Annotated in this window: 28 protein-coding genes, 1 tRNA gene and 4 pseudogenes; 14 read left to right on the top strand and 19 right to left on the bottom strand. The window is 69.0% G+C overall.

All coding sequences use genetic code 11. The annotated features are described in order from the left end of the window. Positions 1–356: 356 nt before the first annotated feature. Both LNW73_RS03410 and LNW73_RS03405 read right to left on the bottom strand, forming a co-directional pair. Positions 357–644 (bottom strand): hypothetical protein, encoded by a 288-nt coding sequence (locus LNW73_RS03410; protein ID WP_250988828.1) that lies wholly within the window; start codon positions 642–644, stop codon positions 357–359. A gap of 307 nt (positions 645–951) precedes the next feature. Continuing rightward, the gene (locus LNW73_RS03405) at positions 952–1,188 is read right to left on the bottom strand and encodes a hypothetical protein (protein ID WP_250988827.1); all 237 of its coding nucleotides are present in this window, start codon (positions 1,186–1,188) and stop codon (positions 952–954) included. 383 nt (positions 1,189–1,571) lie between these two features. Between LNW73_RS03405 and LNW73_RS03400 the strand changes: the two are divergent. From LNW73_RS03400 to LNW73_RS03390, 3 genes and pseudogenes are all read left to right on the top strand, one after another. Beyond that, positions 1,572–1,744: pseudogene (locus tag LNW73_RS03400) on the top strand (transposase); the annotation flags it as partial. Between the two features lie 160 nt (positions 1,745–1,904). Next, complete coding sequence (locus tag LNW73_RS03395) at positions 1,905–2,261, top strand: hypothetical protein (RefSeq protein ID WP_250988825.1); 357 nt, start codon at positions 1,905–1,907, stop codon at positions 2,259–2,261. A gap of 271 nt (positions 2,262–2,532) precedes the next feature. Beyond that, positions 2,533–2,670, top strand: coding sequence for a hypothetical protein (locus LNW73_RS03390; RefSeq protein ID WP_250988824.1), 138 nt, complete (start codon positions 2,533–2,535; stop codon positions 2,668–2,670). 112 nt (positions 2,671–2,782) lie between these two features. Here LNW73_RS03390 and LNW73_RS03385 read toward each other — a convergent pair whose 3' ends face one another. Continuing rightward, on the bottom strand, positions 2,783–3,235 hold the full coding sequence (locus tag LNW73_RS03385; RefSeq protein WP_250988823.1) for a MarR family winged helix-turn-helix transcriptional regulator: 453 nt from the start codon (positions 3,233–3,235) through the stop codon (positions 2,783–2,785). A gap of 80 nt (positions 3,236–3,315) precedes the next feature. On the opposite strand from LNW73_RS03385, the gene LNW73_RS03380 reads away from it, so the two are divergent. Continuing rightward, complete coding sequence (locus LNW73_RS03380; protein ID WP_250988822.1) at positions 3,316–4,215, top strand: alpha/beta hydrolase; 900 nt, start codon at positions 3,316–3,318, stop codon at positions 4,213–4,215. A 471-nt stretch (positions 4,216–4,686) separates the two neighbouring features. Here the strand turns inward: LNW73_RS03380 and LNW73_RS03375 are convergent, their stop codons facing one another. From LNW73_RS03375 to LNW73_RS03360, 4 genes are all read right to left on the bottom strand, one after another. Continuing rightward, positions 4,687–5,514, bottom strand: a complete 828-nt coding sequence (locus tag LNW73_RS03375; protein ID WP_250988821.1) for an SGNH/GDSL hydrolase family protein — start codon at positions 5,512–5,514, stop codon at positions 4,687–4,689. A 39-nt stretch (positions 5,515–5,553) separates the two neighbouring features. Further along, a complete protein-coding gene (locus LNW73_RS03370) occupies positions 5,554–7,038 on the bottom strand; it encodes an MFS transporter (protein ID WP_250988820.1) in 1,485 nt (494 codons plus the stop codon). After that, on the bottom strand, positions 7,035–7,961 hold the full coding sequence (locus LNW73_RS03365; RefSeq protein WP_250988819.1) for a class I SAM-dependent methyltransferase: 927 nt from the start codon (positions 7,959–7,961) through the stop codon (positions 7,035–7,037). Before LNW73_RS03365 ends, LNW73_RS03370 begins: the two co-directional genes overlap by 4 nt. Before the next feature lie 642 nt (positions 7,962–8,603). Further along, positions 8,604–9,467: an RNA polymerase sigma factor SigF gene (locus LNW73_RS03360; RefSeq protein WP_250988818.1), complete on the bottom strand. Its 864-nt coding sequence runs from the start codon at positions 9,465–9,467 to the stop codon at positions 8,604–8,606. A 433-nt stretch (positions 9,468–9,900) separates the two neighbouring features. Here LNW73_RS03360 and LNW73_RS03355 point away from each other — a divergent pair, with 433 nt between their 5' ends. After that, on the top strand, positions 9,901–10,125 hold the full coding sequence (locus LNW73_RS03355; RefSeq protein WP_250988817.1) for a DUF5133 domain-containing protein: 225 nt from the start codon (positions 9,901–9,903) through the stop codon (positions 10,123–10,125). A gap of 97 nt (positions 10,126–10,222) precedes the next feature. Beyond that, positions 10,223–10,396 carry a CsbD family protein gene (locus tag LNW73_RS03350; RefSeq protein WP_250988816.1) on the top strand — a complete coding sequence of 58 codons (174 nt, stop codon included), beginning with the start codon at positions 10,223–10,225 and terminating at the stop codon, positions 10,394–10,396. Here LNW73_RS03350 and LNW73_RS03345 read toward each other — a convergent pair. From LNW73_RS03345 to LNW73_RS03310, 8 genes and pseudogenes are all read right to left on the bottom strand, one after another. Beyond that, a complete protein-coding gene (locus LNW73_RS03345; RefSeq protein ID WP_250988815.1) occupies positions 10,386–10,823 on the bottom strand; it encodes a hypothetical protein in 438 nt (145 codons plus the stop codon). The genes LNW73_RS03350 and LNW73_RS03345 overlap by 11 nt on opposite strands. Positions 10,824–10,843: 20 nt before the next feature. After that, positions 10,844–11,263, bottom strand: coding sequence for a (R)-mandelonitrile lyase (locus LNW73_RS03340; protein ID WP_250988814.1), 420 nt, complete (start codon positions 11,261–11,263; stop codon positions 10,844–10,846). Between the two features lie 47 nt (positions 11,264–11,310). Further along, positions 11,311–12,288 (bottom strand): aldo/keto reductase, encoded by a 978-nt coding sequence (locus tag LNW73_RS03335; RefSeq protein WP_250988813.1) that lies wholly within the window; start codon positions 12,286–12,288, stop codon positions 11,311–11,313. Between the two features lie 81 nt (positions 12,289–12,369). Next, a pseudogene (locus LNW73_RS03330) lies at positions 12,370–12,991 on the bottom strand (aldo/keto reductase). A gap of 100 nt (positions 12,992–13,091) precedes the next feature. After that, positions 13,092–13,931, bottom strand: coding sequence for an SDR family oxidoreductase (locus tag LNW73_RS03325; protein ID WP_250988812.1), 840 nt, complete (start codon positions 13,929–13,931; stop codon positions 13,092–13,094). Then, complete coding sequence (locus LNW73_RS03320) at positions 13,928–14,728, bottom strand: carboxymuconolactone decarboxylase family protein (RefSeq protein WP_250988811.1); 801 nt, start codon at positions 14,726–14,728, stop codon at positions 13,928–13,930. Before LNW73_RS03320 ends, LNW73_RS03325 begins: the two co-directional genes overlap by 4 nt. Further along, complete coding sequence (locus LNW73_RS03315; protein ID WP_250988810.1) at positions 14,725–15,762, bottom strand: alcohol dehydrogenase catalytic domain-containing protein; 1,038 nt, start codon at positions 15,760–15,762, stop codon at positions 14,725–14,727. Before LNW73_RS03315 ends, LNW73_RS03320 begins: the two co-directional genes overlap by 4 nt. 78 nt (positions 15,763–15,840) lie before the next feature. After that, positions 15,841–16,212 (bottom strand): DUF2255 family protein, encoded by a 372-nt coding sequence (locus tag LNW73_RS03310; protein WP_250988809.1) that lies wholly within the window; start codon positions 16,210–16,212, stop codon positions 15,841–15,843. A gap of 299 nt (positions 16,213–16,511) precedes the next feature. Between LNW73_RS03310 and LNW73_RS03305 the strand changes: the two genes are divergently transcribed. Together LNW73_RS03305 and LNW73_RS03295 are read left to right on the top strand one after the other, a co-directional pair. Then, entirely contained in the window at positions 16,512–17,402 is an 891-nt protein-coding gene (locus LNW73_RS03305; RefSeq protein ID WP_250988808.1) for a helix-turn-helix transcriptional regulator, read from the top strand. Positions 17,403–17,791: 389 nt separating this feature from the next. After that, the gene (locus tag LNW73_RS03295) at positions 17,792–18,085 is read left to right on the top strand and encodes a hypothetical protein (protein ID WP_250988807.1); all 294 of its coding nucleotides are present in this window, start codon (positions 17,792–17,794) and stop codon (positions 18,083–18,085) included. Here LNW73_RS03295 and LNW73_RS03290 read toward each other — a convergent pair. Further along, positions 17,986–18,375 (bottom strand): annotated as a pseudogene (locus LNW73_RS03290) (NAD-dependent epimerase/dehydratase family protein); the annotation flags it as partial. The gene LNW73_RS03295 and the pseudogene LNW73_RS03290 sit on opposite strands and share 100 nt — an antisense overlap. Before the next feature lie 265 nt (positions 18,376–18,640). Between LNW73_RS03290 and LNW73_RS03285 the strand changes: the two are divergent. The 5 genes from LNW73_RS03285 to LNW73_RS03265 all read left to right on the top strand — a co-directional run bounded on the left by LNW73_RS03285 (position 18,641) and on the right by LNW73_RS03265 (position 22,469). Continuing rightward, positions 18,641–19,300, top strand: a complete 660-nt coding sequence (locus LNW73_RS03285) for a tetratricopeptide repeat protein (protein ID WP_308407632.1) — start codon at positions 18,641–18,643, stop codon at positions 19,298–19,300. Positions 19,301–19,524: 224 nt separating this feature from the next. Continuing rightward, positions 19,525–19,599 (top strand) — tRNA-Trp (locus tag LNW73_RS03280). Positions 19,600–19,809: 210 nt separating this feature from the next. Next, on the top strand, positions 19,810–20,337 hold the full coding sequence (locus LNW73_RS03275) for an SMI1/KNR4 family protein (protein WP_250988805.1): 528 nt from the start codon (positions 19,810–19,812) through the stop codon (positions 20,335–20,337). Positions 20,338–20,658: 321 nt separating this feature from the next. After that, entirely contained in the window at positions 20,659–21,921 is a 1,263-nt protein-coding gene (locus tag LNW73_RS03270) for an outer membrane protein assembly factor BamB family protein (protein WP_250988804.1), read from the top strand. Between the two features lie 47 nt (positions 21,922–21,968). Next, positions 21,969–22,469: a hypothetical protein gene (locus LNW73_RS03265; RefSeq protein ID WP_250988803.1), complete on the top strand. Its 501-nt coding sequence runs from the start codon at positions 21,969–21,971 to the stop codon at positions 22,467–22,469. An 806-nt stretch (positions 22,470–23,275) separates the two neighbouring features. Here the strand turns inward: LNW73_RS03265 and LNW73_RS35840 are convergent. Then, positions 23,276–23,602: pseudogene (locus LNW73_RS35840) on the bottom strand (TMEM175 family protein); the annotation flags it as partial. A 32-nt stretch (positions 23,603–23,634) separates the two neighbouring features. Further along, positions 23,635–24,837 carry an alpha/beta hydrolase family protein gene (locus LNW73_RS03255; RefSeq protein WP_250988802.1) on the bottom strand — a complete coding sequence of 401 codons (1,203 nt, stop codon included), beginning with the start codon at positions 24,835–24,837 and terminating at the stop codon, positions 23,635–23,637. Between the two features lie 113 nt (positions 24,838–24,950). Between LNW73_RS03255 and LNW73_RS03250 the strand changes: the two genes are divergently transcribed. Then, positions 24,951–25,562, top strand: coding sequence for a TetR-like C-terminal domain-containing protein (locus LNW73_RS03250; protein WP_250988801.1), 612 nt, complete (start codon positions 24,951–24,953; stop codon positions 25,560–25,562). Between the two features lie 117 nt (positions 25,563–25,679). Here LNW73_RS03250 and LNW73_RS03245 read toward each other — a convergent pair whose 3' ends face one another. Continuing rightward, positions 25,680–26,636, bottom strand: coding sequence for a hypothetical protein (locus LNW73_RS03245; RefSeq protein ID WP_250988800.1), 957 nt, complete (start codon positions 26,634–26,636; stop codon positions 25,680–25,682). Between the last annotated feature and the right edge of the window lie 82 nt (positions 26,637–26,718).

Raw genomic sequence — 26,718 nt, 5'->3', positions numbered from 1 at the left:
GTAGCCCAGGAGCGGGGTCCGCTGGCGTTCGGACGAATGCTCTCGCGCGGTTGGGGAGCGCCCCGGCATGATGATCAATTGCGCTGCTGCGGCTGGCTCACGTGGCCGTGACGAACGCGTTCGCGATGCTGCGTCTGCTGCCGATGGCCGATCGGGACCAGGACGCGGAGATCCTGCGGCACCGATGCGGCGAATTGCGCGATGCCCACGGCGGCGGTGGCCCCGGGTATTCGAGGATCGGGCCGTTGCGGGTGGCGGCGTACCCCGGAGGACGTGGCCCGGCTCATCCGGGATGGTATGTCGCCCAGGGAGCCGACCTGGCCGTGACCACCGAGGCGCCCAGCCTGAGTTACGCCTCAGTCCCGCATGGACAGACCGAGGTCGCGGATGATTTCGTCCAGGGTCCCCGTGGCGCAATGGGAGACCCTCTCCCCGTGCTTCCCCTTCGGCACCACAAGTTCTACCTCTACCAAGTCGTCCAGTGCCTCAGCCAACTGTGCACGCGGCATGTCGCTAACGCAGAACTGAAGCACCACCGCGCGGTCGAGATATGTCTCCTGGTTTTCGCGGAGCCGCGGCCTGCCCTTCACCAAATCGCTGCCACATCCCCAGCCCGCGAGTTCGCCGGTGTCGGAGTACTCCACGAGGTAGCACGAGTGACCTTCCCCGCAGTCCAATGTCCAGTGACTGGTCTCGCATGCGGACATGTTGAACCTCTCTCCCATAATCAGTTGCGTGTTATCGCCGGGAGTGCATAGAAAAACTATGGTCACGATCCCCGGGGCCACGCAACTTGTGCCCGATCGCGCCAGGTGCGGGGCGGGGAGTCGGCTCGCATTCCACACTGATCCCAGGAGGTTTGGGCTACCTCGCGGGGGGTGAGATCAGGGGTCCGCGTCGCCGACGGGAGCCGTGTTGGCAGGGCCTTGTCGGTCGCGGGCTGCGGGTGATCTACGTGTCGTGGAGGGAGCCCTGACACCACAGCACCGAGCGGCCGGCCCAGGCTCCGTGGTGGCGTTCAGGCGGCGCGACGAGCAGATCGCCGAACTCCTCGCGCACGGTGCCGCAATGCCGGCATCGCGCAGATTCTGTTCTGTCCCACGCGCCGTCGAGCATCATGTCGCGGGTGTCCTGAAACGGCTCCGCACAGCCCAGGACGAGATCAGGAGAACCGGCTTGTGACACCACGCCCCTCCGTCCAACCTCCAGAGCGCCCAAGGTCAAACGCCATGCAATCGCTCCCCCTTGCGTCACGACAGACTGTCGCCCACCCGGCTGGTGACCGACAAGACGTCGGACGGTCGCGTTGTAGGGCATCGCTCCCGTGCTGTTCCATCGTTTGCCTCTCACGGGCCTCTCACGGACGGGATGTCACGGAGCCGGAGCGGTCGTCATGGTGGTGCTCGTGGAACAGGTACGCCCCGGTGTGACCTGGATGGCATGAGACGTGGTCTCTGCCGGGACGGATCACTCATGGGGATCAAGGACGAGCGCCCCCACGAGAGCGCGAACATCCAACGAACGGGGCGGAGTTGGTGAGAGCGGCCCAGCTGGGCCGGGTCCGGGATCAATCCGAGTTCGAGGACGTCTGGGGTACCAAACGCCCGGCCCTGGTGGCAGTTCGGCGCCGCAGCTGGGAACACTTCGTGATGTTGCTGCGCTTCCCACCCGAGCTCCGCAAGATCGTCTGCACCACCAAGATGATCGAGAGCCCAACTCCCGCTTCCGCCGGGCCACCCGCCGGCTACTGCGGCGACGGCGTCACCGACCACCAGGAACAGTAGCCAACACCGCGCTTGCGCAAAGAAAAAGACGCTCCTCTCCATCGTTGCCTTTCGCATGCCGGTGCGTTTCCATCGATTCAGGTCGGAGGCCGGAAGACGCGAACCCTGGGAGCGAACGGCGTGAGTGCTGAGATGTGGGAGCAGAAGTGGGCCGAGGACAAGCGGCGGGTCGCGGCCGAGGAGGATGCGGTGATGGCGGCCTCGGGCCTGACCTTCACCGACGAGCGAATGACCGCCAGTACGGCGGCGGGGTCGTTCGTCGGCACCTACGCGCAGGCGCAGGAGAACGGCATGAAGGTGGGGGAGATCAGCGAGGTCATGCCGGGTCGACGGTTCCTGGTCCTGTCTGTGGTCTTCCATTACTACGATCGGTTCGACGGCCTGCCCCCAGGTGTTTCCTCGGATGAACGGGCAGAATGGAACTTCACGGTGAGGTTGGCGGAAATCGCGCAGGCCGTCGAGTCACCGGCCGAATGATCCCGCTGGCCGGCCCGAGGCTGTGCGAGGCCGAGAGTCGGGCCAGGCCGATCTCGTCGGGGGACAGGTCCGGTCGGGACCGCAGCGGGCGGCCGATTCATGAAGGTTCGACGTTCGTCGGCTCGCGTGCGAACAGTGCGCGCGGGCCGGTGGGAGCGATATGTCGGTCGTCACGCCGGATCATATGCGTGCTGTTTCCCGATTTCTGGAGAAAGGCCCGCACCGCCGCCAATCTCCTTACATCGCGACCCCGAACCCCTACGCCGCCCTGATGGCCCACATCGGCCGCCGGAACCTCGTCGAACGCACCACCGCCGACGTCGAGGCCGACATCGAGGCCGACGTCCGTGCCGCCGCGTCACCGGGACCGTCGCCGGACCGGACAGCACCGCCGATGCCACTGGCCTGACGCCGTCCGCGACGGTGCGGCGGCACGGACGACCCGCCCACCACGCACACCGCCATCCTCCCGCACGAATGATCACGAAACACGGGCAGTAGCCCATTGCTGGGACACGCTCCTAGCCGGCGGGCATTCCCGCCGAGGCGTCCTCCAGCGTCCTGCGCAGCAGGGCGAGGGTGGATGCCAACTGCTTCAGCGAGCCGGCCGCCAGCGGCTCGGCGAGCCAGGAGCGCAGCCCGTCCTCGAAGGTGGGCGTGGCGGCGGCCAGCAGCTTGCCGCCGTCGGGGGTCAGTTCCAGCAGGGAGGAACGGCGGTTGCTGGGATTGGGTCGCCGGACCACCCAGCCGGCGGCCTCCAAGCGGTCCACCGCCTTGCTGGTTGCCCCGACGGTGATGGCGGCCTCCTCGGCCAGGTCGTTGACCCGGCAGGCGTCCCGACTGTCGATGATGCGCAGGAACTCGAACTGGCCCATCGTCAGACCGTGCTCGGCGCGCAGGCGTTCGCCCAGTGCGTTGTAGAGCCTGGTTTCGCAGCGGACGAGGTCCATGAACACCTGCGTGAGGTCGGTCACACTCTGCTCCAGATTCGCGAGAAGGATATTCCTAGGAATATAGTTCCTAGTGAAGAACAGCACTTCATCAGGAGGATCGCATGAGCAAGGCCCAGCGCGCGACAGTCGACGCCCTGATGCGGCAGGCACCGTTCGACGGCAGCCTCCCGCCGGAGCAACTGCGCAAGGACTTCGAAACCCAGATGACCTCGGGCCCGGCCCCGGCCGGGGTGACCGTCACCCCCTCCGTCCTCGGCGGGCGTCCCGCCCTGACCGTCGAGCCCGAGGGCAGCCCCGCCACCGGGACGATCCTCTACTTCCACGGCGGATGCTGGGTCCTCGGCTCACCCGCCACGGCCCTGCAACTCACCGCAGCGCTGGTGCGCCGCACTGGCGTCCGCGCCGTCTCGGTCGACTACCGGCTCGCCCCCGAGCACCCCTTCCCCGCCGCCGTCGAGGACGGCCTCGCCGCCTACCGCGACCTGCTGGACCAAGGCGTTCCGGCCGAGCAGATCGTCCTGGCCGGGGAGTCGGCCGGCGGCGGTCTCAGCATCACCACCCTGCTCACCGCCCGCGACGCCGGACTGCCGATGCCGGCCGCCGCGGTCGCCTTCTCCCCGGGCCTGGACGCCACTCGCTCGGGCGAGAGCATGACCACCAAGCACGACGCCGACCCGCTCTTCACCCGCGCGGACCTGACCACCGTCTTCGCCCACTACCTGGCCGGACAGGACCCCGACCAGCCCCTGCTGAGCCCGGCCCTCCACGCCGACCTGACCGGACTGCCACCGCTGCTGCTCCAGGCCGGCTCCAACGAGGTCCTGCTGGACGACTCCACCCGGTTCGCCGTCCGGGCGGCCGCGGCCGGGGTCGACGTCCAGCTCGACATCACCGCCGACGTCCCCCACGTCTTCCAGGCCTTCGAGGGCATGCTGGACGAGGCCGACGCGGCCCTGGACCGCGCCGCCCACTTCATCACCACCGCACTGGCCCGCACCTGAACCGTTCCTCAACACTGCGCCATAGCAGTCGCTCGCACGTTAGTGACTCACGCTCCCAGCACGGCCAGGGCCCGTCCCACGGCTCGTGACCGTGGCAGCTGAATGACGACGGCGGCGTCATCTGTTGGAGCACCTGTTCAGACCTTCGCGCCTCCGGTCGATGCCTCAAAATCCGGCCTGCTGCGAATCAGTCCACGGCTTGCGGTCGCGTTCGGCCTGCCGTGCGGAGGTGCTGACGGGTGGTACACACCTGGCGCTCATCGCCCCGAGCGGGGGTGCGGATACGGTCGTCGGCGTTGGCGCCCAGGGGTAGCCGCAGGGGAGGCGTTCTCATGGCCGGCTCGCCTGGTCGGGACTGGCGGATGACGCTGAGGAGTTGGGACTGTCCGCCGCCTGACTGAAGTTCGGCTCGAAGCCTGTCACGAGCATCGAGCCGTCGGTGAGGACCGGTGTGGTGTACCCGGGGCGGCGTCAGGTGACGGTGGCGCGAGCGGTGGTGGGGACCGTCCGGGCACCAGGGGAGGCCGCGGCTCCGGACGCCTGCTCGGTCGAACGATGGGCTGCCGCCGCCTCGAGGAGGGTGGGCAGTACGCGTACTGCGTGCTCGGCATAGCCGAGGGGCGAGGGATGGACCCTGTCCGGGCCGAGGAGCTCGGCGGCCCGGATGCGGAAGTCGTCGACCGAAGACGCGGCGGTGAGCGCGCCGTGGCGCTCGGCGGTGCGGCACTGCATGCGCGCAAGCCTGCGAGCGCGGTGTGACGCTGCCCAGCGGACCGGCGCGCGGAAACCCGGGGCGTTGCCGGGGTCGGGGCAGGGCATGACGACGACCTGACGGCCGGCTGCCCGCAACCGTTCGACTGCTCGCTCGAAATGACGGGCGGCGCGGCCGATGGGGGTGGGGATCAGGGTGTCGTTGCTGCCGATGATCAGTACGGCGATGCCGCGCTCGACGGTGCCGATGCGGTCGAGCTGGTGGTGCAGGCCGGCGGTGGTGCTGCCGGGCCTGGCCACGACGCGCAGGAGCACCGGGGAGCCGGTGGTTTCGCTCAGGGCGTGGGCCAGTCGGGCGCCGAGGGTTTCCTCGGCGGCCCGGGCTCCCACTCCGCGGGCCAGGGAGTCGCCGAGCAGCAGCAGGGGCAGCGGCTCGCCGTGGTCGGGCCCGTACCGTCCGTCGGGCGACGGGGTGACGTGGCGTTGGGGCGGATGCTTCATCAGCAGCCGGGTGTAGAGGCGGGCGGCGTTGGCGGCGACGCGCCGCCGGACGCCCGGGGCGGGCCTGGGGGTGGAGACAGCGGGCATGGCTATGGACGTCCCTCGGTCGTATGGATGCTCGTGCGGTTACGGGTGGTGGACGGTTTTGGGCGCCAGGCCGTGGACCGGCTGCGGGTCCGGGACCGAGGCGGATCCCGCCGAGGTTTTCCAGGCGGCGTCCTCGGCGGCCCGGCCCGGCGCGCCGTCGGCCCCCGGCAGGCGGAACCATGCGAGGCCTGCGCCTGCCAGGGTCACCGCCGCCGCGGTCCAGGCCGCCGCCGTCATGCCTCGCACGAACGCGTCGCCGGTGGCGGTGACGGGCGCGGAGTGCCCCGTCGACACGGTGACCAGGACTGAGCCGAGGACAGCCACGCCCAGCGTGGAACCGACTTGCCGGGAAGCATCGTTGAGGGCTGAGCCGAGGCCGGAGGACTCCTCCGGAACCGAGGCCATCAGGGTCTCCGTGGCGCTGGGTGCCACCAGTCCCGCACCGAACCCGGCGAACCCCTCGAAGGCCAGCACCTGGGTGTCGCCGGCCAGGACGGCGCACCCCGCCGCGATCAGCACGAGGCCCGCGGTGACGGCTGTGCGGGGGCCGTACCGTTTGGACACCAGGGCCGCCGCACCCGCACCGATGGCCAGACCGACGGACAGGGGAGTGATGCGGAGCCCTGCCTGCCACGGGCCCAGCCCCCGCACCTGCTGGAGGTACAGCGTGAGGATGAACATCGCGCCGAACACCGCGAACGACATCAACGCGAGAGCCACCGCGGCCGCCCGCACCGCGCCGTTCCGTGCCACGCTGAGCGGCAGCATGGGCGTCGGGCAGCGCCGCTGCCACCAGGCGAACAACACCAGCAGCACGGCTGCCGTTACGAACGCGGCCAGTACAGGCCGGCTGAGCCAGCCCCGCCCGGGCGCCTCGATGATGCCCCACACCAGTGCCAGCAGCGCGCCCGAGGACAGCAGGGCTCCCGCCCGGTCGAGCGGCCGCGGCTGCGGACCGGTTGATTCGGGAACGAACACCACCGCCGCCGCGAACACGGCGAGGGCCACCGGCACGTTGAGCCAGAAGGCCGCCCGCCACGAGGCGTCCTCCACCAGCCAGCCGCCGGCCACCGGTCCGGTGAGCGTGCCGATCCCGGCCACGGCGGCCCACAGCGACATCGCCCGGCGGCGGTCGGCGGCGGCCCCCCGGAACACATGCGCGATGGTGGCCAGCGTCGCGGGCATGAACAGTGCCGCGCCCAGACCCATCCCGCACCGGGCCGCCACCACCTGCGCTGCGCTGTCGGCCAGCGCCCCGCCCGCGGAGGCGACGGCGCAGAGGGCCAGCCCGGTGAGGAAGGCCCGCCTCCTGCCGTACGAGTCGCTCAGCGTGCCGGCGGCCAGCACACAGGCGCCGAGGGTGAGGGCGTACCCATCGACGAGCCACTGGGTCTCGGCCATCGACGGGCCGAGGTCCCGCTGGAGCCCGGGGATCGCCACGTTCAGTACGGTGAAGTCCAGGCCGATCAGGAACAGCGCCGAGCAGACGACCGCCGTCGCCGCCCACGCCCCGCGCCGGGTCACGCGGGCCTCGGCAGCGGCTCGTCACGCCGCCGGAACCCGATCCGGTACAGCGTGGCAGCGCGCCGCAGGAACGTGCTCTCCGACGCCCTCAGATAGAGCCGGTACCGCCTGAAGCCCTCCGGCCCCACCAGCTCCTCCGCCTGACTGCGCGCCCGCAGGAGCCGCGCCGACCAACTGTTCAGCGTCCGCGCGTAGTCGTCAGGTGAGGCGGTCAACACGGTGACCGAGAAGTACCGGTCGCAGGCCGCGGTGATCTCGGCCAGCCGGGGCAGCGTCATTCCGGGAAAGATGTTCGCGGCCACGAACCGGCCTACCGGCCCGTCCGGCCCGGTCTCGTCGTCGTACGCGATGGTCTGCAGGGACATCTGCCCCGCGGGCTTCAGCCAGCCGTGGCACTTCTCGAAATACGCGCCGTAGACGGCGAGGCGCTGCTGCGCGCTCATCCCGTCGGTGGCGAAGTGCTCGAAGGCCCCCACCGAAACGATTCCGTCGTACGGCCGCTCGGTGCTGTGTGCGTCCCAGCTCTCGAGAAGGGGCACGACGCCCGGCATACGCAACTCGGTCATGTGGGCGTGCTGAGCGGGTGAGAGCGTGAGCCCGGTGGCCTGCTGTACCCGCCCCGATCCGACAGCGTGGGCCGTCATACCGCCCCAGCCACAGCCGACGTCGAGCAGCTGGAATCCCCCGCTGCCGTCCGTCGCGCCTGCCAGGTCCAGGTGGTGGTCGAGCTTGGCGCGTTGGGCGCGGGCCAGGGTGTCCGCGTCGGCAGGGTCACCGTCGACGCCGTCCCACAGGCCAGCCGAGTAACTCATCGTACGGTCGAGCCAGAGGGCGTAGAACTCGTTGCTGACGTCGTAGTGGAATGCGATGTCCGCGGCGCTCGTGCCGGACCGGGCAGCGGGCGCGTGGGTGGTGGTGGTCATGCCGCTCCTGAATGCATCGGGTCGATGTCCCGGGGAAGGGAGGACCCGGTACCCGCACCGGCATCGCGATGAGCTGATGACTCTCCACCCTGCCGGAGGGGGACCGGAGTTCGAGGTGCCAAGAGGGGCCGGCCCCGGAATCGATCTTCACGAAGCGTGATCATTGCCCGACGTAAAGTGATCATGCAAATCGGTCCACTCGAAAGAGTGGCGACGCGGACCGGGCAGACGAGTTGGCGGGGAGGTCGCGCAGGATCCAGGCCAGCCGAGTGACGTTGTAGCCGGCATCGGATTGTCCGGTTGTTCACCGGAGTCGGCCTGCGCGCCGGCCGACCGGGTGCGGGCCATGGCCGAGCTGACCCGTGAGCACTAGGGCCTGTCCGGCCGATCACGAACGACCTCTTCGCCGCCTGGCACGGCCCCTCGCGGCGTTGCCGAAACGCCCGAATACAACCGGTATGCGGGCGCTCCGGCGCCTTGCGAGGCACCGCACCAGACGACGCCTGGGCCGCCCATGATCGACCGGACAGGCCCTAGGCAGCGGAGGAACGTCGGTACGTAGGCGACGACGGCTCACCGGCAGGGTGCCGTTGGTGCTCACCACGGTGGGGCTCCTGCAGCAGCATGGCCCGCTCTGCGCGTTCAGGCAGGGGCGGTGAGGTGGTTGCGCAGGTGGGTGAGGGTGCGGTTGAGGAGCCGGGAGACGTGCATCTGGCTGACGCCGAGTTCGGCGCCGATCTGGGCTTGGGTCATTTCCTGGCCGAAGCGCATGTTGAGGATCTGGCGGTCGCGTTCGGGCAGGGCGGCGATGAGCGGTTTGAGGGTGAGGAGGTTCTCCACGCCCTCCATCGCGGGGTCGATGTCGCCGATCCGGTCGGCCAGGGCCCGGTCGTCGTCGCCGCTGTCGTCGCCGCTGAGGGGCAGGTCCAGGGTGCCCGCGGTGTAGCCGTTGGACGCGACCAGGCCCTCGGTGACCTCCTCCGGCGTGATCTCCAGGAACGCCGCGAGCTCCGCGGTGGTGGGGTCCCGCTCCAGCCGCTCCGACAGCGTCTCGGCGGCCTTGGCGAGCTCGAGGCGCAGTTCCTGCAGGCGCCGGGGGACGTGGACGGCCCAGCTGGTGTCGCGGAAGAACCGCTTGATCTCGCCGGAGATGTAGGGGATGGCGAAGGTCGTGAACTCGACCTCGCGGGAGAGTTCGAACCGGTCGATGGCCTTGATCAGGCCGATCATGCCGACCTGGATGATCTCCTCACGCGGCTCCGAGCGGTTGCGGAAACGCCGCGCGACGAACGCGACCACGGCCATGTTCAGCTCGATGAGGGTGTTGCGGGCGTACTGGTACTCCCGGGTGCCCTCCTCCAACGACTGCAGGCGGTCGAAGAACAGCTTCGACAGCTCCCGGGCGTCGGCGGGGGCGACCTTGCCCGCGTCCTCGATCCACGGCAGCGGCTCGAGGGACGACGCCGGAGCGGTAACGGCGGCCTGCGCCCCCATGGCGATCGTCATGACTGCTCCTCATCATCTGGTTGGTCGGTTCAGCAACTGGGCGCCACATACCCCCAACGCCGGACCGCACACCTATCCCTTTGTCTTCCTGCGCCCGCCGTCCGCGAGGACCCGGCGACGGGCCCACAGGTAGGGCCCCGTGACTCCTGCGTCGCACGACGTAACGACTAAGTGATCCCATGATGCATGAAAAACTGCTGTGGAGACAATAGACAATCTCGCATGCTGTGGTTATCGTTCTGTGCGCAGATCGGAGGGCGGAGGGTCACCCTGCCGGCTGGATGGTCGCGAACCGGAAGCTATGCGTTCACGACAGCCATCCCGCCAGGGATCGTCACGCGGCAGCCACGCAACGACGCGTTGGCCCCCGCCCGCACCCGAGCCAGGCACCCACCTGATGAGCGAACAACCCGGCGCTGAAGGAGACACCGTCATGCTGATGCCTCACCCCGCCACGCTGCAGCAGCTGATCGACCGCTACGAGCAACTGCAGACACGGGAAGCCGCCGGCGCCGCGACGCCCGAAGAGCGCCGCCGGCTGGACGACACGACCTACACGCTGTGTGTCTCCACCGGCACCCGGAACATCACGGACGCGCTGCGCATCGCGCGCCGCCACTGCGGTACCTCTGCGGACCAGATGACGACCGCGGCCTGACTGCGGCCCCCACCCAGCTCCGCGGAGGACAGGTATTGCCTGCGGCGGCCTGGGTAGGCGGGCGAGTGCACCACTCGCACCGATCGTGGAGGGCCTCATGGGAACCGAAGACAAGGCTGAGAACACCGCGGACAAGGCCAAGGGCAAGATCAAGGAAGTTGTCGGCAAGGCCGTCGGCAACGAACGCCTCGAAGCCGAGGGCAAGGCCGATCAGGCCAAGGGTGATGTGAAGCAGGCCGGCGAGCACATCAAGGACGCCTTCAAGCACTGACCGCCGCCACGCACCCACGCCCCGGGCCGCAGCCGATTCGGCTGCGGCCCCGCGCTGTCCTCTTGCCGCTGGTAGCGGACGTCCAGAAGGGACGACGGTCCCCGGGCAGACACGGGGATCGTGCGCCCTCGGAGACTTCCTCTACCGGCGGTAGCGTCTTCTTATGGCGGACGACACGAGCATCAAGGTCTCCAAAGCCGCCCGGGAACGGGTGCGCGCCGTCGGCGGCGATGACGGCACCGAGTTCGGCGGGCCCGGTGAAGCCGAGGGACATTCCCGCGACGCGCAGGTGGCGGCAGGACAGGGCGTCGAGGTCGGTGGTGGATTCGGCCGTGCCGAGGCGACCGATGTTGACCACGGCGCCGTCGACGCGGGTGGCGGGAAGACATGCGGCGAAGGTGGAGCCGCCGACGTGGTCGAGGACCACGGCGGCTCCGCGCGCGGGGGTCAGTGCGCGCGGGTGCGCGGGGCGTTGTACTGCTCGTCGGTGATGTGTTCGAGCCAGGTGGTCTCGGGCCGTTCGTCGTCGGGTGCGGTGCCGTCCCACAGGGCGAGGTGCTGCATGAAGCGGTCCTCGGTGGCCCCGTGCCAGTGCTCCTCGCCGGGCGGGCAGGTCACCGTCTCGCCGGGGTGGGTCTCGAGGACGACCCCGTCGCGGGTGCCGACCAGGGCGACGCCGGACACAACGTGCAGGGTCTGCCCCACCGCGTGGTGGTGCCAGGCGGTGCGGGCGCCGGGAGCGAAGCGCACCATGTTGGCGCGCAGGCGGGAGGGTTCCTTGCCGGCGTGGATGACGTCGAACCAGACATCTCCGTTGAACCAGTTCTCCGGCCCTTTGCCGGTGGGCTGCGGTTTGACGAACTCCACGGGATGCTCCTTGCTTTCGTGTGGGCGGGGGTGCGGCAGAAGCTGGGTCAGCGTTCCAGCATGGCCAGGCCGGACTCGGTGTGGGTGTCGCCGGCGGCCGGGGGGAGGCTGGAGAGCTCAGCCAGGACCTCGGGGCGGAGCTGGAGGCTGTCGGCGGCGGTGTTCTCCTCGACGCGGGTGACGCGCTTGGTGCCGGGGATGGGGGCGATGTCGTGGCCCTGGGCGAGGAGCCAGGCGATGGCGACCTGCGCTGATGTCGCGCCGACCTCGGCGGCGATGGCCTGGACTTCGTCGGCGAGCGCCAGGTTGCGCTGGAAGTTCTCGCCGGTGAAGCGCGGGTTGCCGCGCCGGAAGTCGCCCTCTGCGAAGTCCGTCTCGTCTCGGACGGTACCGGTGAGGAAGCCGTGTCCGAGCGGGGAGAACGGCACCAAGCCAATGCCCAGTTCCCGGAGGACGGGCAGGACATGATCCTCGACGCCGCGGGTCCACAGCGAGTACTCGGACTGCACGGCGGTGACGGGGTGGACGGCGTGGGCTCGGCGGATGGTGGCCGGGCCGGCCTCGGACAGGCCGAAGTGGCGGACCTTGCCCTGCTGGACCAGCTCGGCGACGGCGCCGGCGGTTTCTTCGATGGGCGTGTCCGGGTCGACGCGATGCTGGTAGTACAGATCGATGTGATCGGTCCCCAGTCGCTTGAGGGATCCCTCGACGGAACTGCGGATGTTGGCGGGGCTGGAGTTGAGGTTCCAGGCGCCGGCCCCGCCATGGTCGATCATCCCGAACTTGGTGGCGAGCACGACCTGGTCACGGCGGCCCTTGAGGGCCTGTCCGACGAGGTCTTCGTTGATGTAGGGGCCGTAGATCTCGGCAGTGTCGATGAGGGTGACGCCGAGGTCGATGGCGCGGTGGATCGTGCGGATGGATTCCGCGTCGTCGCTTCCGGCACCGGTCAGGCCGTGGGACATGCCCATCGCGCCCAGACCGATCCGGGAGACCTCCAGGTCACCCAGCTTGATGTGTTTCATGGTTGCGTGATTCTCCTGTCGGGGTGAACTCGCGGTGGCCGCCGCGACGGTGACCCCAGTAGCTCCTGCAGCGTCTGGCGCTCAGCTGTCCAGGCGGCGCTTGCTGAGCCAGGCGACCATCTCGGGGTCGTGGTGGTCGAAGAACAGCGTGGTGCCGGTGTCGAGGGTGGCGATCTGCGCCATCTGCTCGTCGGTGAGTGCGAAGTCGAAGACGTTGAAGTTCTGCGCCATGCGGTCGGGGTCGACCGACTTGGGGATCGTGACGATGCTCCGCTGGATCAACCAGCGAAGGACGACCTGGGCTGCGGACTCGTCGTGCGCCGTGCCGATCTCGCTGAGCACGGGGTGGGTGAACAGGCCGTTCCTGCCTTCGGCGAAGCCGCCCCAGGACTGGTGCTGGACGCCGTGCTCACGCATCAGGTCGTGGTCGGTGGTGCGCTGGAAGAAGGGGTGGGTCTCGATCTGGTTGACCGCCGGGGCGACCTCGTTGTTGAGGATGAGGTCCAGGAGCCGATCGGGGTAGAAGTTGGCGACGCCGATCGCCTCGGCCAGTCCCTCGCTGTTGGCGGCCTCCATCGCGCGCCACTGGCCGTAGACGTCGGGCGTCGGCGACAGCCTGCTCGGTCTGCTCTGCCGGGATCTGGTAGACGCCGAACCCGAGGATCGGCATCTCGATGCCATTGTTCAGGGTGACAGTCTGCACGGGGTCTTCCTTGCTGTTCGGGTGCGTGGACGCGGTCGGAAGGGGTGTTCGCGGTGGCCGAGCGCGTTTGGTCTGCTTCCGCTTGAGTCCCTCGGAGTGGTCATTCGCCGGCGGGGAAATCCGTGGACGCTGCCAGGTCGCGCTGGGCCTCGAAGCCGTCGATCCGCTTGCGCAGCACCCCGAGCGTGGAGTCCAGCGCCTGGGAGCCGAGCACCATCCGCAGCGGTGCGGGATCGGTGTCGGCGGACTCGATGATGCGCGCGGCCATGCGCTGCGGGTCCCCGGGGGCCGGGGCGGCCGCGGGGTCGAGCATGGCCTGGAAGGCGTGGGCGGGGTTGCCGTCATAGGCGCCCATGGGGTCGGCGATCTGGGCGCTGCCGGTCCGGAACTCGGTGCGGGCACCGCCCGGTTCGACGATCGTGACGCCGATCCCGAACGGGGCGACCTCCTGTGCCACGGACTCGGCGAACCCTTCGATGCCCCACTTGGTGGCGTGGTACATGGAGTTACCGGGGAAAGCGACCTGCCCGCCGTAGGTGGACATCTGCACGATCCGGCCGCCGCCCTGCGCACGCAGGTGCGGCAGTGCCGCCCGGATGAAGGTGATGGAGCCGGTGAGGTTGGTGGCGATGATGTGGTCGACCTGGGCGTCGGTGATTTCCTCGGCGGCCCCGAACAGGCCGTATCCGGCGTTGGAGACGATCACGTCGACGCGGCCGGCTGCGAACGCCCCGTCCACTACCGCGCGTACGGCGGCGGTGTCGGTGACATCGAGGATCTCGGCCCGGAAATGGTCTGGGTACTGCGTGACCAGGTCGGCCACTTTTCCCGTGTCGCGGACGGTGCCGATGACGCGGTCGCCACGCTCCAGGAGCTGAGTGGTCAGGGCGTGGCCGAAGCCGCTGCTGACGCCGGTGATGAGCCAGGTGCGGGCGGTCATGCGCGATCTTCCTTCGTAGTGGTGGCTTCAGCGGCCGGTGCCGCGGTGTCCACGGCGGCCAGGGCGTTGAGGGTGCGGGGATAGCCGATGAACGGCAGCAGGCCGGTCAGAACGGCGATCAGGGTGGCCCGGCTGTTGCCGACATTGAGGTTGGCGGTGACGTGGCCCTTGACCTGGGCGTCCGCTCCGCCGAGTGCGGCGAGCATCGCGAAGGTGAGCAATTCTCGGTCGGGCACGTCGATGCCGGTGCGGGTGTAGTGGTCGCCGAAGCAGTTGCCGCTCAGGAACTGCTGGATGTGCTGCTCATCCGCAGGAGCGTTCGCGTACATGCCGTCCACGGCCTTTTCGCCGACGATCTGCTTCTGCATCGCCAGCCCTTGCTCCATTCGGGTGTCCGGACCGGTGGTGGACCGGCCTTCCAGGGGCAGCTCGATGCCACGATCGGTGAGGACGCCGTTGGTGGCGTGCAAGAAGTCGAAGACGCGGGCCATCCCTACGTACGGCACCGCCTGGTACACGATCTCCTTGGCCTCCACCGGCGTGACACCGATGGTGAGGGCGGCGCCGAGCATCACCCGGTACTCGGCCACCGCACCGACGGAGATCATCGCGGCGAGCTGCGTCATCAGCCGGGTCCGCTCGTCGACCTCACCGGTGTGCCGCACGACCTCGTCGAAGGCGAAGTTGTCGAAGTACTCGATCAGCTGCGGGTCGGTGACGGCGAGCGTGGAGACATGGCCGGGGAAGAGCCGCTCGTGCGCGGCGGTGGCGGCAGGGTTGGGCTGGTGAGCGGTCACGGGCGCACCAGTACCTTCAGGCGGCTGCGGTCGTTCATGGCCTGGTAGGCGTCGGCGACCTGGTCGAGGCCGACCTCGGCGTCGAAGACTCGGCCCGGGTCGATGCGGCCTTCCAGGACGTCGGGGATGGTCTGCTCGATGTAGGCGCGCACCGGGGCGGGGCCGCCGGTCAGGCCGGCGTTCTTGCCGAACAGGGAGCCGAAGCCGACGGGCGCGTCCTCGTACTGCGGCACGCCGACGCGGGAGATGATCCCGCCGGGCCGGACTATCCCGTACGCCTGCTCGTAGGCGGGCATCAGGCCGACCGCCTCCAGCACCACGTGGGAACCCTCGCCGCCGGTCAGCTCCATCACCTTGGCGATGCCCTCCTCGCCGCGCTCGGCGACCACATCGGTGGCGCCCCACTCCTTACCGAGGTCGGTGCGGGAGGTGTGCCGACCCATGAGGATGATCTTCTCGGCGCCCATGCGGCGGGAGGCCAGCACGGCGGACAGGCCCACCGCGCCGTCGCCGATGACGGTGACGGTCCTACCGCGCTCGACCTTGCCCATGTGCGCGGCGTGGTAACCGGTGAGGTAGACGTCGCTCAGGGCGAGCAGTGAGGGCAGCAGCGCCTTGTCCACGTCCGCGGGGATCTTCACCAGGGTGCCGTCGGCCTGCGGCACGCGAATGGCCTCGGCCTGCGCGCCTCCGACGCCGCCGGCGCCGAACCAGCCGCCGTGCGGGCAGGCGGTGTGGAAGCCGTCGCGGCAGATCGGGCAGGTGTTGTCGGCGAAGGCGAAGGGGGAGACGACGGAGTCGCCGGGCTTGAGACCGGTGACCTGGGAGCCGGTCTCCTCGACGATGCCGAGGAATTCGTGCCCCATCGGCACACCCTCGTCGGTCTTGTCCATGGAGCGATAGGGGTGCAGGTCGGAGCCGCAGACGCAGGCCAGGGTGATCCTGACGATCGCGTCCGTGGGTTCGACGATCCCCGGGTCGGGGACGTTCTCGAACCGGACGTCGCCAGGTCCGTACATGAAGGTGGCACGCATGGAGGATTTTGCCTTTCGTCGATGCAGAAGTTCCGTGAGCTGGAGTTGCCGCCGCAATGCCCCGGGCGACCGACGGCATCAGCGCGGTTCGAGCCGGAGGGTCGAGGTGCGTGCCTGGTCGGTCAGGACGTGCTCGACGATGCTCGTGTAGTTCCCGTACTTCTTCCGGTAGGCGGCGTCCACACTCGCGTACTCACCGGGGCCGGACTGGTGGAAGGTGACGTCCACCCGCACGCCGCCGGCCTCGATACGGCCCTGGTGGCGGGACTGCACCCCCCGGTACCAGGGGCCGTCGGAGCCTTTGACCGAGCGGACGTACAGCCGGTCGCCGGAGCGGACCACCCACATCGTCACCGGATCGCGCAGGGTGCCGTTGGACCGTTCGGATGCCAGGTCCAGCTCCTCAGCCGCGGCGATCCTCTCCAGATCCGCGTCGTTCCAGTTCGCCATGGTCCTTCCCTTCCGCTGTCCAAAACCGGGAGCCAGGGATCCGCCCGGCCGAGTCGCCGTCCACCACGTCCACCGTTGCCCGCCCGTAAGCGGCCCGCCATCGGGAAGCCCGCCGCCCGGGCAGCCCCGTAGGCGAACGGACGTGTGCTCGCGCTCTTGAACATGAAGCGACATGCTCAACCGTGCCCCTTCACGTCGGCTCCAGGCAGACCGAGGTATGCCAGGGGGTAACCAGCGGGGGTATGACAGGGCCCCCCTCGACGGGCACGTCGCGCCGACGGCAGAGGGACACTGGCGATATGGCACCCGAGCAGCACAGCAGCGGCGAGGAACTGGCACGCTTCCTGCGCGCTCGCCGCACCCAGACCAGCCCTCGGTCCGCCGGCCTCACCCCCGGGCCGGGCGTGCGCCGCACGCCCGGGTTGCGCCGCGAGGAACTGGCCACGCTCGCCGGGATCAGCATCGACTACTACACCCGCATGGAACGCGGCAAGGAAACCCGCCCCAGCCCCGCCGTGATCGATGCCCTCGCCCGCGCCCTGCAGCTCGACGACGCCGAGCACCAGCACCTGCGCGACCTCGCCGTACGCGCCGCCCGCTACGCACCGCAGGCCGCCCCCGCTCCCAGCCGCACCGTGCGCCCGCACCTGCGACTGCTACTGGAGGCCGTGCGCCCGAGCCCGGCCTACGTCGTCAGCCGCAGCATGGACGTTCTCGCGCACAACCCCGGCGGGCTGGCCCTGTACCCGGGCCTGGAGGACTGGCCCGCCACCCAGCGCAACCTCGGCCGCTACCTCTTCCTCCACCCGGCCGCTCGCGAGGTCTTTCCCGACTGGGACAACCAGATCCGGCACTGCGTCTCCCGCCTGCGGGCCTTGGCCGGCACCGACCCCGACGCCCCCGACCTCACCCAGCTCGTCGGCGAGCTGCTCCTGAAGAGCCCGGACTTCGCCGGGCTGTGGGAGCGCTACGACGTCACGGGCCGCAAGATCACCACCAAGACCTTCCAGCACCCCCAGGTCGGCAAGATCACCCTCAACTTCCAGGGCATGGCCCTGGAAGGCACCCCCGGCCACCGTCTCGGCGTCTACACCGCCGAACCCGGCACACCCGACCACGACGCCATGCTCCTGCTCGACATGACCGCCCCCCACACCGCCGAGCCGGCGCCGCCCCAGCAGGAGAGGTGACCCAGCGGGACACGCCCCTCGGCCAGGGCTTCATCAGGGCAGCTGGGCGGTCCCGGGTAGGCGGCGGTGACGTAGCGCATGGCGGTCTGTTCAGCGCGTGAACCGTGGCGAGGGGCCCAGGCGGACGCCGATGAGGATCTGAACCGGGCGGTCTCGGTGGACTCCACGCTCGTGCGGGCACATGAGCACGCGGCCGGCGCGATCGGCCCGGCGCCGACGGTTACCGGCCGGCCCGCGCGCGGAAGGCGAGTACCGCCCTTGTTCGCACCCCACCGCCACGACAAGATCCGATCTGCACCGAGGCTCCACAGATCCTCGAAGTCGGGGACGGATCCTCGACGTCGTGGCTCCTCGGACGAGGAACCACCCTCCCCAGAAGGGCCTCATCCATGACCGTCCTCAAGCGCGCACTCGGAACCACCCTTGCCGCCGGCGCCCTCCTGCTGACCGTCGGCGCCCTGCCGGCCGGCGCCCAGACCGCCGTCACCAGCCAGGTCTTCGTCGGAACCGCTTACAGCGGCAGCCCCTTCGCCTCGAACCTCGCCGCCTACAACAGCACCCGCGCCCAGGCCACGGCAGCGGGCTACACCACCGCCCAGTGCTCGCTGACCCTTGCTCCGGTCGCCTTCCGGATCAGCCCGACCCTCTGGAAGTCCACCGCGGCACTCACCTGCAACGCCTGACGAACGACGCCCGTCCTCCAGCAGGGCTCTCGCCACGCGTCGAGGTTCCGGTGCTTGAGCATCGAGGTGAGGCGGAGCCGGCGGGCGGTCGGGCAGAACTGGGCCGTCGGCACGGCGTACTCGGCGTACTCGGCGTGGAAGACCGCCATGCCCGCGTAGCTGAAGTCGCGGGTCGGCCGCAGGTCGCCGAGCGTGATGGTCCGTTCCCCCGCGGCCACCTGCGCGATCACCGTCGGGATCACCGCGCGCATGGACTGCCGCGGCCCGAAGGTGTTGAACGGCCGCAGTGTCGTGTGCACCAGCCGGGGGATCACCACCATCACTACGCACCCGCACCCGCCAGTGCGGGTGGCGCGGAGGTCACGCCGTGGCCGGGGCCGGATTCCGTCCGCATCGCCCTGGCCGACCGGGCCCCGCAGATCCTGCGCGATCGCCGGACCATCCGCGCCGACCTGATCGGGGCAGGCGCAGGCAGGCTCCGAGCTCCTGCGGTTCCTCGTCCCGCACGCCACTGCCCTCCTGCACCGAACCGGACAGGCCACGACGTCCACGACCGTGCAGCTGGCTTTACGCACCGCCCGGCACATCCACGAGGTGGGCGACTACGCCGCCGCGTTGGCCCTGGCCACCTTGGCAGGGGATATCTCCCAGCGTATGCACGGCGAGGACCATCCCGAGACTCTGGCCGCCCGGCACCAACAGGGCGACACCTTGCAGCGCTTGGGTCAGCTGCGCGAGGCCGAGCGGCTGTTACGCCATGTACACCGCCAGAGGGCTTTGGTTCTGGGCGACGACGACCCCCGTACGCTGCAGAGTGCGGTGGCTCTCAGCATCCCGCTGTATCTCCTGGGGCAGGACGACGAATGCCTTCTCCGGCTGGAGCAGGCCATCGCCGACCAAGGTCGGATCCTGGGCGACGAACACATGGAGACGCTGAACAGCCGGGCGCGCATCATGGAGTTCTATATCGACAGCGGTCATCTCGCCCGGTTCAGCGAACAGGGGCCGGCCACCGTCACCGACTGTGAGAGGCATCTGGGCACCGGCCATCCACTGTCCGTCAAAGGCCGCCTGTCCCTGGCAGAGCGTCTGGCCGCCGCCGGCCAACACCCCGAAGCCCTGAAGCTGTTGCAGGACAACCTCACCGCCGCCGAGCACATCTTCGGCACCCACGACGCGGACCTGGCCCGGGCCCGCTCCACCATCCCGCAATGAGAAGGACACCGGCATCGCAGCACCGCCACCAACAGGCGACTCCGTCTCGATCGGCATCACCAACGCCGATGGGGAGCCGGGCGGACGAGCCCGGGGGCGGGGATGCGGACTTGGTGGACCAGCGGCTGATCGGCCGGCTGGTCGATCAGGCTCAAGCCCGTGGCCTGTAGCTGGTGGACGAGGGCGGGCTGCTGCAGCACGATGGTCTAGAATCCCGACCGGGCGAAGCCGTAGCGCAGAGGTCGTCGCGCGCGGTCTCCAAAACCGCGAGGACGCCGGTTCGAATCCGGCCGACTTCGCCCGCCTCGTAGTGATATTGGCTCACCCAGCAAGGGTCCACCGACCTTGCTGTAACGACTCCGTTGATGCAGATGGCGTCCGCCGGCCTCCAGTGAGCAGGAGCCCATTGGTCCTGCGCGTAGAGGGGTAGCGCGTTGCGAGTTCGCACATCGTGGCTTGTGACTCATGGCGAAGCGACCGTTGTCATGGGTGGGAACTAGCCTGTCGGCGTGCCATCCAACGACGATCGACAGCTTCCCGCCGGGCTTGCCGCTGCCCTTGCGCTTCCCTTCGAATACAACGACGGCGAAGGGATCGACTTCGAGCCCTTTCCGGGCCTCTTGACCGCTGAGGACACCACCGACTGGTTCCGGGCCTGGACCGGCAACCCGGAGCTCACTGGCGAGGCCTTCCGCGTCTTCGGCCAGGACGGTTCGGGCGGGTATGCGGCGTTCTGGCTGGTACGCCCTGACCGGCCGCTCGTGGACCAGCCCGTCGTGTTCCTCGGCTCCGAGGGCGAGACCGGCGTCGTGGCCCGCAGCCTGGGTGACTTCCTGTGGCTGCTCGCCGGGGGCTTCGGCCCCTGGGAGGCTGCCACCGACTACGAGCCCGACTGGACTCCGCAGCCCAACGAGGCATTTGCGGCTCTCGCCAAGCGATTCGCTCCGGAACGAGAGCAGTCGGCTGCGGTCGTGATCGAGCAGGCGGCCCAGGAGTTCCCGGATTTCGACGACTCGATGATGAAGCTCTGCCGCTGAGCGAGGTCGAGCCTCGAACCCAGTTGGCGACAGGGATCCCGCACGGGCCTCTGGGAGGCACATCTTCGGTTGGACTGCTCAAATTCGCCTAGAGGACGTGGTCGAGGAGCTCGCGCTCCATCGTCGGCATGACGGTCGTCCCGGTGGTTCGACGAGGTCCAAAGGTGAGCTGTGCTGCAAGATGCTGTGATTTTCCGGAAAGAGCACGGAGAAGCGGCTCTGTCTCGTAGCATCCTCGTTGCCGGAACTGTCCATGGATGCGGCCAATGACATCGGGGCAACACCGTATCCTGCGCGCGGGCCGAGAGCGGGGGGACTGCTATGCGGCACTGCAAGCCGAAGAAGCGCACACGAGAAACGGGATCAAGGCGGTGGGCTTCCGTCGGTGCAGCCGCTCTCGTAACGCTGTCCGCGGCCGCCTGTAGTACACCAACGACTGTTCCCCAAGGCACCGCAACGTCATCGGCTCCCGCGAGTCAGACGTCCTCGCAGTCGCGGCAGACGCCATCCGCCCCGGCCGGCAATCGCCATGGGACGCCTTGGACCCTGGCCCTGAACACCACTGTTCCCGCCGCCGGCACAGCCGACCCGCCAATCGCCTACGCCACGGTTCGGGGTGCCACGGTCTATGCGGTCGACTACATCGACAGCCGCGTCTATGCCCTCGATGCTGCCACCGGAGCACAGAGGTGGAGGAGCGCGTCGGTCGCCCTGGACACGGAAGCTGCTGCTCCTGCCGCACTGGACGGCAATGCGGTCTACCTGCAAGGACTGACGCAGGTCATAGCGCTGAACGCGGCCGATGGCACGGTCGAGTGGACCGCGTCCGCCGGCCCGCCGCCGCTCACAGCTCCCGTCGCGGCGGACGGAGTGGTGTATGTAGGCGGGGAGCAGTCCGGGCAGGTGCTTGCTCTCGACGGCGCCACCGGGAAGCGCAAATGGCAGTTCAATGACGCCGCATCAGCCGCCGGGCCCGTCACCGCAGCCGATGGCACGTTGTTCCTGCCCGATCAGTCGGGCAAGGTCTATGCGCTCAACGCCGCCACCGGGTCGCAGAAGTGGGTGTTTGACTCTCGTGGCGCTGATACAGCCGAGCCGACCGGTCAGAGCCAGATCGACTCACAGCCGACCGTCGTCGGCGGAGTCGTCTATGCGGCCTCATATGCGGGAATGGTCTTCGCGATCGACGAAAGCACCGGAAAGCTGAAGTGGTCCTTCCACACCCCCGGACCGATCGACTCCCATCCTGCCGTCGCGAACGGGACGGTGTTCATCGGGGCCGGGGACAGCAAGGTCTATGCGTTGAACTCCGCCACAGGAAAGCAGGAGTGGACGTTCCAGACAGGCAGTGGCGGTGTCTACTCATCCCCGCTGGCCGTGAACGGTGTGGTGTACGTGGGCAGCAATGACGGCCGCATCTACGCCCTTGATGCCGCCTCCGGCCAACGGAAATGGGCGTTCGCCACCGGGGGCGACATCTACGAGTCCTCGCCGGTCCTCGCCGGTGGTCTGCTCGTCATCGGCAGCCAGGACGGAAAACTCTACGCATTGGACGCCGCCACAGGCACCGCCGCCTCGCGCTGACCTCATACCGATCCATCGAAGGAGCAGTGGTGAGCGGGAAAGGTGTTGTGACGACGATCGCCGTCATGGGCATGGCCTACTGGATGGCCATGGGCTTGGCCATGATCCTGGCGATGGCCCTGGTGGGCTTCCTGGCGCTCATCGTTGTCCTGTTCGCCGCGGTGATCGCCTGGAAACGCAAGCTCAGAGAAGCAAGACTGTCAGGTGACGATGCCTGGTACACCGATCTGATCGCGGCACCCTCGCTGGCGCTCGTAGCGGCCTTCATCACCGTGTGGAAGGCCAACCCGAACTGGCAGTGGATCAACGACCACCAGACGATCGCGTCCTCGGACAACCCCAGCGTGCTTTTCTGGCTGATGCCTCTCGCCTTCATACTGTTCGTCTTCGCCCTCTACGGCACGTTCGTCGCCCTGGCAACCCCGCGATCCTCCACCGGCGCGTGGATCCGATTCTCCTCCTACAGCGGCTTCCTCTTCTATGCCGTCTATTTCAGCATCGGAGCAGTGCTGGCAGCTCACAACATGGAGAATCCCGTTCAGCCATGAGAGCCGGAGCAATGGTCAAGGGGTCTGCATGGGCCCTCCGACTTGGCGAGCCATGGTCAAGAGGTGGGGTTGGGGCTCTCCGGCTCGGCTTCGGTGATCTCGGCTGCCGCACGCCGGGCCTCTTCGCGCATCTCGTCGGCATGCCCGCGGTCAGTGGTTCGACGAGGTCCAGGGGCCGGCTGTGGTGGTCAATTGCCTCGCTGATCGACTTCAGTGCGGAGTCGCGGACCTTGCTCACGGAGCCTCTTCCAGCCTCAGGCTGACGTGGCGAGGTGCAGGGTCAGGATTGCCTGGACGATGCCGGTGATGCCGGTGATGCCGGTGATGCGGGTGGTGCTGCAGCGGAGTTTGCGGAGAAGTCGCCAGGTCCGCCGTGAACTCGGCGGGACAGTGTGCTCACTGCCGATTGCTGCCTTCCGATTGCGGTCGCCTGGGTGGCGGGAGCTATCCGGTGGTGAGGGCGGTGGGGTGGGGTGGGGCCGGGTTTTGGCGAGGTGGGGGCGCAGGAAGGGAGTGATGGCCTGGGCTATGGCGCCGGAGAGGAACCAGAGGAGTTGGACCCATGGGGTCCACCAGGCGAGGAGGAGCGTCAGGCCCCAGTAGGCGGTGACCAGCCAGGAGATGGCGCTGTCGAGCCGTTGGGCCGGTTCCTGGGCGGGTGAGGACAGGACGCCGTGGCGGTTCGCCTGGCTCTGGATGCCTGAGCGGCAGAGCATGAGGAGGAGGACGACCAGGCCGAAGAGCAGGGCGGCCAGGGGGTTGTCCGGGTAGTGGCCCACGATCGTGGTGGCGAACGGCAGGAAGCCGGTCAGCAGCAGCAGGGGGAAGTGGAGCACCATCATCGGGCCGGGGACGTGGCTGATCCGGTCGAGCATGGTGTGGTGCTGGCGCCAGATGATCCACAGGACGAGGAAGGCCAGCAGGTAGGAGTAGAAGGAGCCCGCCTCGTGGACGAGGAAGTGCCACAGGTGGGCGGCGGCCTGGGACTTGGAGTTGCCGTCGGTGGTGTCGAAATCCTTTCCCTCGGGGCGGGGGATCTCGATGACCAGCAGGGTCATGGCGATGGCGAAGACCGCGTCGGTGAAGAAGCCGAGCCGTTCTGGCGTTTGTCCTGGTCGTGCTGCGTGGTCCATGTCGTTGTGTCCCCCGTGGTCGGCGCTGTCGGTCAGTTGGTGGACAGGGTGGTGTCGAGCCAGTCGAAGGTGATCTGCTGGAAGCGGGACATCGCTCCCATGTGGCAGTGCTCGCCGGCGCCTTCGGCCTCGGGGAGGGTGATCAGGGTGTACGGGCAGGTCAGGGCGGCCGCGACGCGCTGGGGCTGGCCGCGGAAGAACTGGTCGTTCTCGGCGTCCAGGATGAGGGTGGGGCAGTCGATGAGGTGGGCGACGCCGTCGAGCGTGTAGTCGGTCGTGCGGCGGATGTAGTCCGCCACCGAGGTGGCGCCGAAGGTCCACACCCCGTTGCGCAGCGCCCAGCGGGCCTGGGTGCTGCTCGCCATGAGCAGGCCGGCCACGGGGTTGGCGAGGTCGTCGCGCCCGGTCTCGACCCACTCGCGCAGGAAGGGGGGCATGATCTGGGTGTTGGCGTCGTGGTAGCTGTAGAGGCCGTCGTCCAGGACCAGGGCGGCCAGGCGGTGTTCGTGGGCGGCGGCGCGGGCGGTGAGGTAGCCGCCGAGGCTGTAGCCCATCAGGACGATCCGGTCGGGAGCGATCTCGGGGCGGGTCAGGGCGTAGTCGACCACCGGGGTCACCACGGCCTCCCAGTCGGGGCGGAAGACCAGTGCCTGTTGGCGCAGTGCCGCGCCCTGGCCGGGGCCGTCGTAGGCCAGCACGTTGTAACCGCGGCGCAGCGCGGCGGCGGCGACGACGAAGTAGATCTCCTCCAGGGTGGAGTCGAAGCCGCTGGTGAAGATGACGGTGGGGCGGGGGGTGCCCGAGTCGTCGACGAGGAAGAGGTAGCCGGGCAGGCTGGTGTCCTGGTAGGGGATGCGCACGGCCTCGACGGGGGTGTCCATGAGGGCGGCGGCTTGGGCGAAGGTCTCGCGGGAGAGGCCTGACAGGAGCTTGACCTCGGGGTCGTTGGCGGGGTCGTCGCGGCGGTAGAACTCGGCGGTGCGGTAGTAGTTCGAGGCGCGCAGCAGGGCCTCGCGGGCACTGACCCGGTTCCCGGCCGCCAGGGCGCTGCTGCCGATGGCGTGGACGCGCTGCGCGGTGTTCTTCCACTCCCGCAGCCAGGCATCCTCGTCGCCCTCGGCGATGTTGCGGGCGGTGGCCAGGATCTCGCCCAGGTCGGAGCCGCCGTCGTTGGCGAAGCCCGCCGCTCGCAGCGTCTCGAAGGAGAACGACTCGTCGTCGAACAGGAACTTCATGGTGCACTCCCGGAACCTTGGCGAGACGGAACGGATGCGTCTCGGCTATGGGAGAGACACTAGCGGGCGCTCAGTCGAGACGCAACCGTTCCGTCTCGTGATAGTTTCGGAGCATGTCGAGCCCACCCGCACCGCAGACCCCCGAACGCAGGCTCCCTGGAGGACCGGTCCTCCAGGACTCGGTGACCGAGGCGATCGCGGCCGCCTTCTTCGAGGAGCTGGCCCAGGTCGGTTACGCCAAGCTCTCCCTGGAGGCTGTCGCCAAGCGCGCCGGAGCGGGCAAGGCCGCCATCTACCGGCGCTGGCCGTCCAAACTGGCGATGACCATCGCCCTGATCTCGCAGGTCGTGTCGAGCGCGGTGGGGATCAGCGACAGTGGCACCCTGCGCGGGGACGTACTCGCGTTCGTCACCGACGCCGCCGCGGCGCTGCGCCACCGGCTCCCCGCGAGGATCGCCCCCGACCTGCTCGCGGAGAGCACCCGCAACCCCGAACTGGCACAGGCCCTCCTCGCCGCGGTGCGCGATCCCCGCCGGGCCAGGGCGGTCGGCATGCTGGAACGGGCGATCGAGCGCGGCGAGTTGCCCGCCGACGTCGATCGCGAGCTCGCACTGGACCTGCTGGCCGGCCCGCTCTACTGGCGGCTGGCGGTGGTGCACGCACCGACCGCGCCCGACTACCTGGACAGGCTGACCGACAAGATCCTTGCCGCCATCATCGCCTGAGGGCTGTCCCGTAAATGGTCTTCGGTTGATTGCGGGCGTGGTCGGTGGCCGGTGGTCGAAGCACCCCGTAGAAAGCTGATTCCGGGATGAGACATCGGGAGAGAACGACCCTTTGGCCTACTGGTGCGGGGGCGGGTCGGGCGGGGCGGCGATCTGCCCGGTCGCCGTCAGGGCCAGGCGAGAGAACAAGGTTCCTGAGAAACCGAAGAGCAGGGCGGTCGCCATGGCGACCGGCTGATCGGGCGAGTTCCACGAGCTGTCCAGGAAGACCGTGCCGAGGACACTGAGCCGGGGGTCGGCCAGCATTCTGACCAGAAGCAGACCGCCGGTGGCGGCCAGCGCCCCGCCGACGGGCGCGAGGACCAGGACGCCCCAGGACGAGTGCCGCTGTGAGCGCAGCACACCGATGACGGGGGAGAGGAAGCCGCCGAGCGCACCGAAGAGCATGGTGGTCGTGTGTCCCAGCACCAGACCGACCAGCAGCAGCGCACCGAGGCCCGTCATCGCCAGCCACAGGGCGATGCGTTGCTGTTCGTACTCGAGTTCCGCCGCACTGTCCTCGCGCTGGTGCAGAAGTTCGTTGACGGCCAGCAGGAGAGCCTCGGCCTGCGGAGAGTCCGGTGGGTGTGCCGCGAGTTGGGCGGCGAGATCGGTGTCTCCCGCACGCTGGGAGTCGAGCAGGACCAGGCGCGTGAACTGAAGTGAGGAGGCGCGTTCCGCAGGCGTCTCCAGCCGGAGCAGCCGTCGTTCAGCACTGTGCAGGACCCGCCAGGCCGCCGCCAGTTTGGAAAGCGGAATGGCGACCACCCAGGAGCTCTGGGCCAGCCTCCAGACCACCGCCCTTCCCAGTTCCAGATCGTCCAGTCGGCTGCTCAGGGCCGCCAGTGACGCGGACCTCTCGGAGTCTCCGGCCGCCGGGCCGGCCAGAACGGAGGCTCGGGCGCGGCAGTCCCGTATACGTGCTTCGAGGAGTCGATAGCGCGGAGCCGCGATCAGGCCCCTGCTCGTGATGTACACAATCGTCAGATAGCAGACGCAGACCAGCGCCAGCATCCAGCGGTCATCGCGGATCATGGCACTCCCCACGCTGTCGCCCCCGTTCGCCCGCCGTCAGGCTAGCGTCTGGAGGAAGCGCCCGGAGGGTTGATGCGTGCCG

Origin of the sequence: Streptomyces sp. RKAG337 (assembly GCF_023701715.1) — a bacterium.
Taxonomy (GTDB): domain Bacteria; phylum Actinomycetota; class Actinomycetes; order Streptomycetales; family Streptomycetaceae; genus Actinacidiphila.
This window is presented reverse-complemented; position numbering and strand designations above follow the sequence as displayed.

Coding starts and splice junctions, on each gene's coding strand:
- LNW73_RS03325 (WP_250988812.1), bottom strand. CDS start 13,931: ATGACCGCCCGCACCTGGCTCATCACCGGCGTCAGCAGCGGCTTCGGC.
- LNW73_RS03315 (WP_250988810.1), bottom strand. CDS start 15,762: ATGCGTGCCACCTTCATGTACGGACCTGGCGACGTCCGGTTCGAGAAC.
- LNW73_RS03375 (WP_250988821.1), bottom strand. CDS start 5,514: ATGCCCGCTGTCTCCACCCCCAGGCCCGCCCCGGGCGTCCGGCGGCGC.
- LNW73_RS03310 (WP_250988809.1), bottom strand. CDS start 16,212: ATGGCGAACTGGAACGACGCGGATCTGGAGAGGATCGCCGCGGCTGAG.
- LNW73_RS03380 (WP_250988822.1), top strand. CDS start 3,316: ATGAGCAAGGCCCAGCGCGCGACAGTCGACGCCCTGATGCGGCAGGCA.
- LNW73_RS03360 (WP_250988818.1), bottom strand. CDS start 9,467: ATGACGATCGCCATGGGGGCGCAGGCCGCCGTTACCGCTCCGGCGTCG.
- LNW73_RS03350 (WP_250988816.1), top strand. CDS start 10,223: ATGGGAACCGAAGACAAGGCTGAGAACACCGCGGACAAGGCCAAGGGC.
- LNW73_RS03255 (WP_250988802.1), bottom strand. CDS start 24,837: ATGAAGTTCCTGTTCGACGACGAGTCGTTCTCCTTCGAGACGCTGCGA.
- LNW73_RS03365 (WP_250988819.1), bottom strand. CDS start 7,961: ATGACCACCACCACCCACGCGCCCGCTGCCCGGTCCGGCACGAGCGCC.
- LNW73_RS03355 (WP_250988817.1), top strand. CDS start 9,901: ATGCTGATGCCTCACCCCGCCACGCTGCAGCAGCTGATCGACCGCTAC.
- LNW73_RS03305 (WP_250988808.1), top strand. CDS start 16,512: ATGGCACCCGAGCAGCACAGCAGCGGCGAGGAACTGGCACGCTTCCTG.
- LNW73_RS03245 (WP_250988800.1), bottom strand. CDS start 26,636: ATGATCCGCGATGACCGCTGGATGCTGGCGCTGGTCTGCGTCTGCTAT.
- LNW73_RS03295 (WP_250988807.1), top strand. CDS start 17,792: ATGACCGTCCTCAAGCGCGCACTCGGAACCACCCTTGCCGCCGGCGCC.
- LNW73_RS03270 (WP_250988804.1), top strand. CDS start 20,659: ATGCGGCACTGCAAGCCGAAGAAGCGCACACGAGAAACGGGATCAAGG.
- LNW73_RS03250 (WP_250988801.1), top strand. CDS start 24,951: ATGTCGAGCCCACCCGCACCGCAGACCCCCGAACGCAGGCTCCCTGGA.
- LNW73_RS03335 (WP_250988813.1), bottom strand. CDS start 12,288: ATGAAACACATCAAGCTGGGTGACCTGGAGGTCTCCCGGATCGGTCTG.
- LNW73_RS03390 (WP_250988824.1), top strand. CDS start 2,533: ATGGCCCACATCGGCCGCCGGAACCTCGTCGAACGCACCACCGCCGAC.